Here is an 11,700-nt window from a genome sequence, read left to right on the forward strand (position 1 = left end):
TAAGTTGACATTAGCAAGGAACACTTACAGAACATCGACAAATGTTCACGGCCCGTTCCGATTCGTCGGCGGGCGCATGAGGGCCTGGCGATGCTCACGCGCAAACAGCACGAACTGCTGATGTTCATCCACGAACGCATCCAGGAGACCGGCGTCTCCCCTTCGTTCGACGAGATGAAGGAGGCGCTCGATCTGGCCTCCAAGTCCGGCATTCACCGGCTGATCACGGCGCTGGAGGAACGAGGCTTCATTCGCCGTCTCGCTCACCGCGCTCGCGCTTTGGAAGTCACGAAACTGCCCGAACAGGCGACGGCCGGCGCGCCGCGCGGTCGCGCCGGGTTCAAGCCCGACGTCATCGAGGGCGGCGGCGGTGTCAGACCTGCGGCTCCGATGGCGGCCAACGACACCCGCGAACTGCCGCTGATGGGCAAGATCGCCGCCGGCACGCCGATCGACGCAATCGAGCATGAAACGGCGCGCTATCCGGTCCCGGAATCCATGCTGGGTTCGGGCGAGCACTATCTGTTGGAGATCGAGGGCGACTCCATGATCGAGGCGGGCATCCTGAACGGCGACATGGTGGTGATCAAATCGACCGACAACGCCGCCTCCGGAGAAATCGTGGTGGCTCTGGTGGAAGGCGAGCAGGCGACGCTGAAGCGCCTTCGCAAGAAGGGGGCCTCGATCGCGCTGGAACCCGCCAACCGCAACTACGAGACCAAGATCTACGGCTCGGATCAGGTCGCGGTCCAAGGCAAGCTGGTCGGCCTTATGCGCCGCTATCACTGACGTCCGGATCGGACTGACGCGCCCAGGGGCGGTCGCCGCGAACGTCGGCCGTCCACACCGCGCGCCATCGATTCGGCTCGCCCGAACGGACGCGCCACAACTCCACTGCCCCGCCTCGCGCAAAATCCACCCCGTCCAGGACAAGGCGATCCTGACAGGCGCTTGGAATTGAGGTGACGACAGCGCGGACGCTGACGACGGGCGCTGCGCGGCATAACGCCCCCATCTGATCTGAGCTCGGCGACTTCCGCCCCCACCAGATCGCCACGGGGCCAGCCTCACCGGTCTCCGGGCGACATGAAAAGCGGTCGCAGACCCAGCCCGTCTCCGACCGATCCATCATGGTCAGCCCCCGTCGCCGCGACCAGAGATCCACCGCAAACTCGCGCACGCCGGGCCGGACCACAACGGCCGCCTGATCACGGTGAAAGGCGGCGTTCGTCCCGCCATCGCCAATCCAGAGGTCCGGCGTCGGCGCACGCGGCCAGATCAGAACGGCGGCTGCGAACGGCAGTCCCAACCATCGCAGGCGGCCTTGCCACAGACAGACGAACAACACGCCCAGAAAGGCGATTGGCAGGACATAATTTGGCGCGCTGGCGACCGTTTTGACCGCGCCGGGCAATCCCGCCGTCCAGGTGCCGATCGCCAACATCAGGTCCACGCCCCATCCCGCAACCGCCAGGAACGGTCCCCCCAGCCCCAAAGGCTCAAGCGCTGCGCCCAAGGCAAGCGCCGGCATCAGGATGAAGTCCGCCACGGGCGACGTGCCGAGATTGGCCAGCAGTCCGTACATGGCGGTGCGGTTGAAATGCTGCATGGCGAACGGTCCCGTCGCCAATCCTGCGACGACGCTGGCCGCCACAGCCGCCGTCAACCAACCGCCTAGCCGTTGGACTGCCAGGATTGGCCAGGGCGCGGATATTTCGCGCGGGCGCTTCGGCCAGGCCTCAACCAGGGCGACCAAGGCCGCCGTCGCCGCGAACGACATCTGGAAACCCGGCGTGACGATGGCTTCAGGCTGTATGGCCAGAACGATGAAGGCCGCCACAGCCAGGCCATGCATCGTGACCGCCTGTCGATCCAGCAGGATGGCCAGAAAGGCGATGGAGGCGGTGATCGCCGCCCGCTCGGCCGGCGGCGGCGCGCCCGACACCACCAGATAGACTCCGACCGCCGTCAGCCCCGCCAATGCCGCGACCTTCTTGCCGTGAACCCGCAAGGCCAACCAAGGCCAGGCCGCCACGCCCAGCCGCACGGCGAAGAAGACGAAACCGCCGACGATGGCCATGTGCAGGCCCGACACCGACAAGATGTGCGCCAGACCGGAGTCCCGCATCACGTCCATGTCCTCCTGACTGATCCAGGTTTCATGGCTAGTCGTCATGGCGGCGGCGATCCCGCCGGTCCGTTCGCCGAGTCTTGCCTCGATCCGCTCGGCCAGTGCGAAACGGGCGCCGTTGACCGCCGTTTCAAGTCGAAGTCGCCACGGCGGCGTGGCAAGCTCGGCCCCACGCGTTTCACCCAAGGCGAACGCCACGCCTCCCATGCCTTGGAAGAAGGCGTTGCGGCCGAAGTCGTAGGCGCCGGGGCTGGCCGGCGCAGGCGGCGGATTCAGAATGGCGAACAAGCGGATCGCTTCGCCGGGCCGCGGCGGCTCGCCCCGCACCGTCGCCCGCAAGCGCACCGGCGTCTGTTCGGGCGTCAGTCCGCGAATCCAGACCGGCGCGATCACGACCCGCGCGCCTCGCTGCCCCGGGCTGTCGACATCAACGACCCAGGCTTCGATCACGGTCGGTTCGCTGAGGGCGGGCGCGATCGGTGCGGCGACGGCCTCGGTGCGCACCTTGGCCGCCGCCAGCCCGCCTGAAACGCAGGCCAGCACCAATAGCTGCCAGGTCAGTCGCCGCGACCAGCCGCGCCGGCGCGCCACCAGCCAAAGCCCAAAGGCCAAGGCGGCGCCCAGCAATAAGGGCCACAAGACCGGCTCGACTCGCAGGGCGAAATAGACGCCTCCACCCGCGCCGAATGCGACTGGCGCCCATAGCCGCCATCTCAGGGTCTGGGCGGCGACTTCGGCGTACAGCCAGGCGCGCAATCGCGCAGCAGGGGTGGGTTTTGCCGCATCGGGGCGTATAAGGGCCTCGCTTACGGACCCCTCCCCCATGACCTCACCTTCCTCGACTGTCGTCACCCGCTTCGCCCCCTCGCCGACAGGCTATCTGCATATCGGCGGGGCGAGAACCGCTTTGTTCAACTGGCTGTACGCCAAAAGACACGCTGGACGCTTCTTGATCCGGGTCGAGGACACCGACCGTGAACGCTCGACCGATGAGGCGGTCAAGGCCATTTTCGACGGCCTGAGCTGGCTGGAGCTATTCGCCGACGACGAGCCGGTGTTCCAGTTCAGCCGGGCCGACCGCCACCGCGAGGTGGTCGATCAACTGCTCGAAACCGGCCACGCCTACCGCGACTTCACCTCGGCCGAGGAGACCGGTCGTCTGCGCGATGAGGCCAAGGCCGAAAAGCGCACTTTCGAATCGCCCTGGCGCTACCGCGAGCCGACCGTGGACGACCTGGCGCTGCCGCACGTCGTGCGCTTCCGTCGGCCAAGGGCGACGACGGTCACGGTAGCCGACGAGGTCCAGGGCGACGTGAACTGGTCGACCGACGACCTGGACGATCTGGTGCTGCTGCGTTCGGACGGCGCGCCGACCTATAATCTCGCCGTCGTCGTGGACGACCACGACATGGGCGTGACCCACGTCATTCGCGGCGACGACCATCTGAACAACGCCGCGCGCCAAAGCCTGATCTACGATGCGCTGGGCTGGACGCGTCCGACCTTTGCCCACATCCCTCTGATCCACGGCCCGGACGGCGCCAAACTGTCGAAGCGTCACGGCGCCCAGGCAGTGCATGAATACGCTGAGATGGGCTACTTGCCCGAGGCCATGCGCAACTATCTGGCCCGCCTGGGCTGGGCGCACGGCGACGACGAACTGTTCAGCGACGCCCAGGCCATCGAATGGTTCGATCTCGCCGGCATCGGCAAGGCGCCGGCCCGCCTGGACTTCGACAAACTGGCCCACGTCAATTCGCACTGGCTGCGTCTCGCTGACGATGAACGGCTCGCCAAGCTGACGCTGGATGCGCATCTGCAAAAGGGCCACGCCCTGGCGGAGGCGGACGAAGCCCGGCTTCAGCGCGCCATGCCTTTCGTCAAGGATCGCGCCAAGACGATCCTCGACCTAGCCGACCAAACCGCCTTCGTACTGAAATCGCGCCCGCTGACCCTGGACGACAAGGCGAAGGCGCTGCTGTCCGGTGAGACTCTGGATCGCCTCGCCCGCCTGCGCGAGCGGCTATCCCTGTTCCAATCCTGGGACGTCTTCGCGCTGGAAGTCGAGCTCAAGGCCTTTGCGGAATCCGAGGGCGTTGGGTTTGGGAAAATCGGCCCGCCGATGCGCGCGGCGCTTACCGCAGGGTCAACATCACCTGATATTGCACGAACTTTGTCGGCTCTTGGGCGCGACGAAAGTCTCGGGCGCTTGGATGATGCGCTGCAACAGACTAAGTGATCACCCACAAACCAAAAAGCGGCCGACGCCTCCCCGCGCCTGGACGTGTGATGCAAAGGGGCATTCATGACTGAACAAGCCAAACCCGCCGGCTCGGCGACCCTGTCCTTCGAGGACAAGACGATCGAGTTGCCGGTCCTTTCGGGCTCCACCGGCCCGGACGTCATCGACATCCGCAAACTCTATGCGGGAACGGGCGCCTTCACCTTCGATCCCGGCTTCACCTCAACGGCGGCCTGTGAATCGGCGCTTACCTACATCGACGGCGACGCCGGCGTGCTGCTGCACCGCGGCTATCCGATCGACCAGCTGGCGTCGAAGTCGAACTTCGTCGAGGTCTGCCACCTGCTGCTGCACGGCGAACTGCCGACCGCCGCTCAGTACGAGAAGTTCGAGAACAGCATCACCACCCACACGATGCTGCACAGCCAGTTCGATCGCTTCTTCGAAGGCTTCCGCCGCGACGCCCACCCGATGGCGATCATGGTCGGCACCGTCGGCGCCCTGTCTGCCTTCTATCACGACAGCCTGGACATCCACGATCCGATCCAGCGCGACATTTCGGCCATTCGCCTGATCGCCAAGATGCCTACGATCGCGGCCCGCGCCTATAAATACCACATCGGCCAGCCGTTCGTGTCGCCGCGCAACGACCTGTCCTACGCCGAAAACTTCCTGCGCATGTGCTTCGCCGTTCCGGCCGAGGACTATCATGTCGATCCGGCCCTAGTTCGCGCCATGGACCGCATCTTCACCCTGCACGCCGACCACGAACAGAACGCCTCGACCTCGACCGTGCGTCTGGCCGGTTCGTCGGGCGCCAATCCGTTCGCCTGTATCGCCGCCGGCATCGCCTGCCTGTGGGGCCCGTCGCACGGCGGCGCCAACGAAGAGGCGCTGACGATGCTCAAGGAAATCGGCACACCGGACAAGATCCCGGAGTTCATCCAAGGCGTGAAGGACCGCAAGTACAAGCTGATGGGCTTCGGCCACCGCGTGTACAAGAACTACGACCCGCGCGCTAAGGTCATGCAGCAGTCGGCCTATGAAGTGCTGGCCGCCACCGGCCGCGAAAACGATCCGCTGTTCTTGGTCGCCAAGGAGTTGGAGAAGGTCGCCCTGTCGGACGAATACTTCACCTCGCGCAAGCTGTTCCCGAACGTCGACTTCTATTCGGGCATCACCCTGTCGGCGATGGGCTTCCCGACCACCATGTTCACCGTCCTGTTCGCCCTGGCCCGCACCGTGGGCTGGATCTCGCAGTGGCAGGAAATGATGGCCGATCCGTCGCAGAAGATCGGTCGCCCGCGTCAGCTCTACACGGGCCCGACCCAGCGCGATTACGTGCCGATCGAACAGCGCGGCTGATACGAAGCTGAGATGCAAAACGCCGGGGAGACATCCCCGGCGTTTTTCTTTGTCGTCAGACCAGCTTTAGATCCGCGAAACGGGCAGCCAGGTCATCCAGATCGCGGTGCATATGGGCCACGCCGATCGCAGCAGCGCCCAGAGCCACGTCGTCGCCCTCGACAGCCATGGAGAGGGCCAGGCTTTGGTCGATCGCACCCATGGGCTGGGCGGCCCTGCCGTCAGAAAGAGCCTTGAGTTGCTCCACCGCGCGCTCCGCGTCCTGCGACCAGGGATCCAGCCTGGCGCCGGCGCCCTCGGCCTGGAAACCGCGCCCCAAGATGACAATGTCGCTGCGCACGCGCCAGAAGGCGCGCACGAGCGCGGCTCGATCCGCCGTCTCACGTTGCGGGCCGGGCAGATCGATGACATTCTTGGCGGCCTGACCCAACGCATCCAGCCGCCGCTTCAGATCTGCATGACGGCGCGAGATCTCGGAGGCATCCTCCGGGGAGGCCTTTGACACCAAGGCCAACAGCACCGCCGCCTCGCCCGCCGCCTCGCGCGCCTGAAGCTTGAAGGACTGCCTGGCATGGCGCGGAAACAGGGCCAGGATCGCCAGAACCCCCACGCCGCTGCCGACCAGGATTTCCATCACCCGATCCAGCGCCAGAGACGCCGGCCCTTCCGCGCCCGTCCCGCCGGCGATGACGATGGTCGCCGTCACGGGCGCGACCTTCAGCCATGGCCGCCCGGTTGCAAAGAAGGCCAGCAGCCCCGCCGAGACGGCGATGCTCAGGGCCATGCTTTCCAGACCCGGCGGGCGAAGGAAGGCGAAGACCGCCCCCGCCAGCGCCCCGGTCGCCGTGCCGATGGCCCGGTCGCGCGCAACGGTCAGGACGCCGCCGCCGACGCTCGCCTGGATGACGACGATGGCGGAAATCACGCTCCAGTAAGGGTGCGGCAGGTTCAGCCAGGTCGCGAGATAGAGCGCGGCCATCGCGCCGACCGCCATCTGCAGCGCGGCGCGGACCTCGGCCGCACGTCGCGGACTGAGCGCCCGCGCCATCGTCAGCGCGCCGACTTGTTGGCGATGACCCTGAGCACGGCGTCGGCAGCCAGTTCGGACGGGTCCGATCCTCCGCGTCCCATCAGGTCCAATGCCGCCGTCTGGCGACGCGCCTGTTCGGCCGCCAAGGCCGGGTTGGCCAGCAGCCGCCCGACCGCCGCCGTCAGGATGGCCGGGGTCGCCTCGTGCTGGATGAACTCGGGCGCAATCCGGTCGTCAGCCGCGACATTGAACAGGGTGATGTGTTTGGCGGTCACGAACCGCTTCATCAGCTGATAGCTGAGCCCGTCGATCTTGTAGGCGATGACCATCGGCGCGCCCGCAAGCGCGAGCTCGGTAGACACCGTGCCGCTGGTGGCCAGGGCGACGGTCGCGGCGCGCATGGCGTCATACTTTTCGGCTTCGTCGACCAGGTGAACGCGGAAGGGCCAGGCGGCGACGCGGCCTGCAACATCGTGAGCCACCGTCCCCGCGGCGACGACGGCGACTTCTAGGCCGGGATTCGTGGTCTTCAGTTTTCTGACCGTCGCCTCATAAACGGGGACCATTCGGGTGATCTCGCTGGGCCGGCTGCCAGGCAGCACCAGGAGAAGCTGCGCATCGGCGGCGATCCCATGACGCGCGCGGAACGCTGTGCCGTCCGCAGCATCCACATTCACATGAAGCGCTGACGAACCGACCACGGTCGTAGGCAGGCCCTCGCGCTCGAACCAGGGCGCATCAAAGCCGTAGAGGGCAAGAAGATGGTCGACGGCGCCTGCCAAGGTCTTGGCCCGGCCCGGCCGCGAGGCCCAGACCTGAGGCCCGACGTATTTGATCAGCGGCAGGTCGGGGCGCGCGGCCCGGATCGCCTTGGCCACACGGATGGTGAAGCCCCAACTGTCGATCAGCACCACGGCGTCAGGCCTTTCCCGCTCGGCCAGCGCCGCCGTCTGCTCGACGCGCCGCTTGACCTTGCCATAGGCGCGCAAACCCTCGATCCAGCCCAGGATCGACAGTTCGGCGATATCGAAGGGGCTGATCACGCCTTCGGCCGCCATCTTAGGTCCGCCGACGCCGACAAAGGCCACATCGTCCCCCAACCGCACCTTCAACGCCTTGGCCAGACCGGCGCCCAGCGCATCCCCAGAAGCCTCCGCCGCCACGAGCATGATCTTCAGCGGGAGGCTCACCGGTCCTCGCCCCAGACGAACAGTCCCAGACGGTTCGCCGTCTCGACGATGGTCGCGCGATCGATCAGGATCAAACGTCCCGCCACGCCGCCGATGCCCGCCAGACCCGCCGCCGCCGCCTTTTCGACGGTGCGCGGTCCGATCACGGGCATATCGACGCGCAGATCCTGAATGGGCTTGGGCGCCTTTCCGAGCGCGCCCTTGGGGCTATCAACCGCTCCACGTAAATCGGCGGACAGGCCAGCGACGCGGGTCAGCATCGCGTCCGTGCCTTCCTGCGCCTCAACCGCAAGGACCAGGCCATCACAGACCACTGCGCCCTGACCGATATCCAGTTCGCCTGATTTTTCGGCGACATGCAGCGCCTTCTTCAGATCGTCTAGCTGCTCCTCGGTCGGCGAGACGGCGCCCAGCGCGCCTGCGCCAAGCGTGTCGCCGCCCAGAATGTCGTCGGCGCCCTCGACGGCGAAGCCTTCGGCCTCGAACACCGACAGGATCTTGCGCAGCAGGGCGTCATCCCCCTTGGAGGCGGCGGCGACGATGCCCGGCAACAGGGTCGCCCCCTTGAAGTCAGGTTTCAACGTCTTGAAATCTGGCCGATTAACGATGCCTGCCAGACACACGCTCGTGCAGCGTTCGGCCTTCAACGCCTTAAGGATCGCGCCGATCTGAGCCATGCCGAACTCGGCGCCGGGCCAGCGCGCCAGATGCTCGTCAGCAAACCCCGCCAGACGGATCACGAAAACCGGCCGTCCCAGCGCGTCGCAACGCGCCGCTACGGCCGCCGGCAGATCGCCGCCGCCTGCGATCAGACCCAGCTTTTCAGCCGCGCTCATTCCGCGTTCGGCAGGCACAGCGGACGACGCCCGCCGTCACGGATGAAGGCGATGATCTCCACGATCTCGGGCAGGTCGGCATAGCGTTCCGCCACGCCATCGATCCGACCGGCGAACTCGCCCTCGCCCTCGAACAGATCACGATAGGCCGCAAGCAGACGCCGCACCTGATCTTTGCCGTATCCCTTGCGCTTCAACCCGATCAAGTTCAGCCCACGTAGCCGCGCATGATTGCCCCAGGCCGAGCCATAGGGGATGACGTCGCGCGTCACCGCCGCCAAGCCCCCAATGATCGCGCCTTGCCCGACGCGACCATTCTGGTGCACCGCGCACAGGCCGCCTAGGAACACCTTGTCCCCGACCTGAGCATGACCGCCGAGAGTCGCGTTGTTGGCCATGACGACATTGTCGCCGACGACGCAGTCGTGACCGATATGGGCGCCGGTCATGAACAGATTGTTCGAACCCACGACCGTTACGCCCGTCCCCTGCGGCGTGCCCCGATTGAAGGTGCAGTGTTCGCGGATCAGGTTGTTCTCGCCGATCTCCAGCCGAACCGTCTCGCCCTTGTAGCCATTGTGCTGCGGGTCGCCGCCGATGACGGCGAAGGGATGGATGACCGTTCCGGCCCCGACCGTCGTGTCCTGCTGGACCACGACATGGCTGACCAGGCGCACACGGTCGCCCAGCACCACATTCGGTCCTACCGTGCACCAGGGGCCGACCTGCGCCCCCTCGCCCAGGGTCGCCGTCGCGTCGATCAGAGCCGTGGGATGAACGGTCATCAGGCCGCCGGCCCAGGCGCTGGAGCAGGCACAGTCACGACCATGGCCATGAACTCGGCTTCGGCCGCCAGCTTGCCGTCGATGAAGGTCTCGCCCCGGAACTTGTAGGCGTCGCCCCGCGCGCGGATCACCTTGACCTCCATACGGAGCTGGTCGCCGGGCCGCGCAGGCTTTCTGAAACGAACCCCGTCAATCGACATGAACATGATGACCTTGTCGGCCACGGCGACGTCCAGCGTCTTGGACATCAGCAGGGCGCCGGTCTGGGCCATGGCCTCGACGATCAGCACGCCGGGCATGACCGGATCGATCGGGAAGTGCCCCGGGAAGAAGGGCTCGTTGTGGGTGACGTTCTTGATGCCGACGATCGACGTAGCAGGCACGAAGTCTTCGGCCTTGTCCACCAGCAGGAAGGGATAACGGTGCGGCAGCCGCCGCATCACCTCGGCGTAATCGATCTTGCCCTCGACGGCAGTCGTGTCGCTCATCCCTATGATTCCTTTGGAGCCTTCTTTGACGAGGCCTGTTTGGCGAGCCAGACCGTCTCGCGCAAGAACTGTCGGATCGGACGCGCCGGATAACCCGACCAGGTCTCGCCAGCGGGAACATCGGCCAGCACACCGGCCCCGGCCGCGACGCGCGCGCCCTCGCCGATCGTGATGTGGTCTCCGATCCCCGCCTTGCCGCCGAAGATGACATTGTCGCCCACGGTCACCGAGCCCGAGATGCCGGTATTGGCGACCAGCAAGCAGTTGCGGCCGATGACGCAGTTGTGGCCGACCATGACCAGATTATCGATCTTGGTGTTCTCGCCGATGACCGTGTCATCATAGGCGCCGCGGTCGATGCAGGAGTTGGCGCCCACCGTCACGCCGTCCTGAAGGATGACGCGCCCCAGTTGGGGAATATCCATGACCCCCGCCGCTGTCCCCGTGGCGCCGAAGCCCGCTTCGCCGATCCGGGCGCCGGCATACAGCTTCACCCGGTCGCCGATCAGCGCGAAGGCCACGCTGACGTTGGCGCCGATCACGCAATCACGGCCGATCTGCACGCCAGGCGCGATGACGCTGTTGGCGCCAATGCGGGACCCTCGACCGATGCGGACGCCCTGCCCCAGGATCGCGCCAGGTTCGACCACGACGCTGTCGTCCTCGCCCGCCTCGTCACAGGTGATCGCTTTGTCCAGAAGTATGGGCCGATGCAGCGCCAACGACGCCTTGACCCAGGCGGCTTGAGGCGTGCGCGAGATGATGACGGCGGCGGACGACGGCGCAGCGTCCCTGGCCTCACCCGGCACGATGACGCAACCGGCCTGTGTCGTCGCCAGCGCGGCGGCGAACTTGCGGTCGCCCAAGAACGCGATCGCGCCCCCGTCCGCAGAGGACAAGGGCGCGACGGAGGCGATCATGCGATCCCCGCCCCGCTCGACCTCGCCGCCGATCTGCGCGGCCAGATCGGCGACGCTGAAGGGCGACAGGGTTTCGAAAAAGCGGGGATCGGGCATCGACGACTTAGTTGGCGGCGGCCGGTTGAGCCTGCGTCTGAGCCGGCACGGCCATACGGTTGAAGCTCAGGGTCGGCAGGGCCGTGTTCAGGCGCTGGATCGCCAGGTCAGTGACATCCATGGCCGGGTTCATCATGAAGACGCTCTCGCGGTCCAGCAGCAGGCCGCAGCCCTTCTCCTGATACAGGGCGGTCAGGATCGGCGAGACGGCCTCGGTGATGGCCTGGCGTTGCATGCCCAGGGTGTAGCGCAGCTCGTTTTCACGCGTGGCTTCCAGCTGTTGGGCCTCTTGCGCGCGCTGCTGCAGGGCCTGACGGCGCTGTTGCAGTTGGTCGGCCGGCAGGCTCGAGCCCGAGGCTTGCAGTTGCTGAGCGTCCGACTGGATGGACGTGGCGTAAGGCTGCAATTCGCCCTGAACTTCCTGAGCCAACTGTTGCATGCGGGCTTCGACGGCCTGACCGGCCGACGACTGGGCCAGCAGACGCGCGTTGTAATAGACGCAGACGCCGGGGATCACCGGGCCGGGGTTGGCCGGCGCGCCGGCCTGTTGCGCCGAAGCGGCGGTGGCGATGAGCGAAGCAGCGGCGGTCGCCGCGATGATCAGAGCTTTCATGGTG

At 66.4% G+C, this 11,700-nt stretch carries 11 protein-coding genes; 3 read left to right on the plus strand and 8 right to left on the minus strand.

Features of this window, described 5'->3' with window-relative positions; genetic code table 11:
* Positions 1–90: 90 nt before the first annotated feature.
* Positions 91–789 carry a transcriptional repressor LexA gene (gene lexA, locus GGC30_RS03280; RefSeq protein ID WP_039247444.1) on the plus strand — a complete coding sequence of 233 codons (699 nt, stop codon included), beginning with the start codon at positions 91–93 and terminating at the stop codon, positions 787–789.
* Here lexA and GGC30_RS03285 read toward each other — a convergent pair.
* The gene (locus tag GGC30_RS03285) at positions 770–2,887 is read right to left on the minus strand and encodes a ComEC/Rec2 family competence protein (RefSeq protein WP_153922715.1); all 2,118 of its coding nucleotides are present in this window, start codon (positions 2,885–2,887) and stop codon (positions 770–772) included. The two genes, lexA and GGC30_RS03285, sit on opposite strands and share 20 nt — an antisense overlap.
* A 67-nt stretch (positions 2,888–2,954) precedes the next feature.
* Between GGC30_RS03285 and gltX the strand changes: the two genes are divergently transcribed.
* Complete coding sequence (gltX, locus tag GGC30_RS03290) at positions 2,955–4,370, plus strand: glutamate--tRNA ligase (protein ID WP_153922716.1); 1,416 nt, start codon at positions 2,955–2,957, stop codon at positions 4,368–4,370.
* Positions 4,371–4,436: 66 nt separating this feature from the next.
* Positions 4,437–5,738 carry a citrate synthase gene (gene gltA, locus GGC30_RS03295; RefSeq protein WP_045811199.1) on the plus strand — a complete coding sequence of 434 codons (1,302 nt, stop codon included), beginning with the start codon at positions 4,437–4,439 and terminating at the stop codon, positions 5,736–5,738.
* 55 nt (positions 5,739–5,793) lie between these two features.
* Here the strand turns inward: gltA and GGC30_RS03300 are convergent, their stop codons facing one another.
* The 7 genes from GGC30_RS03300 to GGC30_RS03330 are packed head-to-tail and all read right to left on the minus strand — an operon-like array spanning position 5,794 to position 11,696.
* Positions 5,794–6,786, minus strand: a complete 993-nt coding sequence (locus GGC30_RS03300) for an FUSC family protein (RefSeq protein ID WP_153922717.1) — start codon at positions 6,784–6,786, stop codon at positions 5,794–5,796.
* A gap of 2 nt (positions 6,787–6,788) precedes the next feature.
* On the minus strand, positions 6,789–7,958 hold the full coding sequence (gene lpxB, locus GGC30_RS03305; RefSeq protein WP_370451854.1) for a lipid-A-disaccharide synthase: 1,170 nt from the start codon (positions 7,956–7,958) through the stop codon (positions 6,789–6,791).
* The gene (locus GGC30_RS03310) at positions 7,955–8,794 is read right to left on the minus strand and encodes an LpxI family protein (protein ID WP_153922718.1); all 840 of its coding nucleotides are present in this window, start codon (positions 8,792–8,794) and stop codon (positions 7,955–7,957) included. The genes lpxB and GGC30_RS03310 overlap by 4 nt, the downstream gene beginning before the upstream one ends.
* Positions 8,791–9,579, minus strand: a complete 789-nt coding sequence (gene lpxA, locus GGC30_RS03315; protein WP_153922719.1) for an acyl-ACP--UDP-N-acetylglucosamine O-acyltransferase — start codon at positions 9,577–9,579, stop codon at positions 8,791–8,793. Before lpxA ends, GGC30_RS03310 begins: the two co-directional genes overlap by 4 nt.
* The gene (gene fabZ / locus GGC30_RS03320) at positions 9,579–10,073 is read right to left on the minus strand and encodes a 3-hydroxyacyl-ACP dehydratase FabZ (protein WP_045811203.1); all 495 of its coding nucleotides are present in this window, start codon (positions 10,071–10,073) and stop codon (positions 9,579–9,581) included. Before fabZ ends, lpxA begins: the two co-directional genes overlap by 1 nt.
* Positions 10,070–11,083 carry a UDP-3-O-(3-hydroxymyristoyl)glucosamine N-acyltransferase gene (gene lpxD / locus GGC30_RS03325; protein WP_153922720.1) on the minus strand — a complete coding sequence of 338 codons (1,014 nt, stop codon included), beginning with the start codon at positions 11,081–11,083 and terminating at the stop codon, positions 10,070–10,072. The genes fabZ and lpxD overlap by 4 nt, the downstream gene beginning before the upstream one ends.
* A 7-nt stretch (positions 11,084–11,090) precedes the next feature.
* A complete protein-coding gene (locus GGC30_RS03330) occupies positions 11,091–11,696 on the minus strand; it encodes an OmpH family outer membrane protein (RefSeq protein ID WP_055753512.1) in 606 nt (201 codons plus the stop codon).
* Positions 11,697–11,700 lie beyond the last annotated feature (4 nt).

This window comes from Brevundimonas sp. SPF441, from assembly GCF_009661015.1.
Lineage (GTDB): Bacteria > Pseudomonadota > Alphaproteobacteria > Caulobacterales > Caulobacteraceae > Brevundimonas > Brevundimonas vesicularis.

Coding starts and splice junctions, on each gene's coding strand:
- gltX (WP_153922716.1), top strand. CDS start 2,955: ATGACCTCACCTTCCTCGACTGTCGTCACCCGCTTCGCCCCCTCGCCG.
- lpxD (WP_153922720.1), bottom strand. CDS start 11,083: ATGCCCGATCCCCGCTTTTTCGAAACCCTGTCGCCCTTCAGCGTCGCC.
- lpxA (WP_153922719.1), bottom strand. CDS start 9,579: ATGACCGTTCATCCCACGGCTCTGATCGACGCGACGGCGACCCTGGGC.
- GGC30_RS03330 (WP_055753512.1), bottom strand. CDS start 11,696: ATGAAAGCTCTGATCATCGCGGCGACCGCCGCTGCTTCGCTCATCGCC.
- GGC30_RS03310 (WP_153922718.1), bottom strand. CDS start 8,794: ATGAGCGCGGCTGAAAAGCTGGGTCTGATCGCAGGCGGCGGCGATCTG.
- GGC30_RS03300 (WP_153922717.1), bottom strand. CDS start 6,786: ATGGCGCGGGCGCTCAGTCCGCGACGTGCGGCCGAGGTCCGCGCCGCG.
- lexA (WP_039247444.1), top strand. CDS start 91: ATGCTCACGCGCAAACAGCACGAACTGCTGATGTTCATCCACGAACGC.
- gltA (WP_045811199.1), top strand. CDS start 4,437: ATGACTGAACAAGCCAAACCCGCCGGCTCGGCGACCCTGTCCTTCGAG.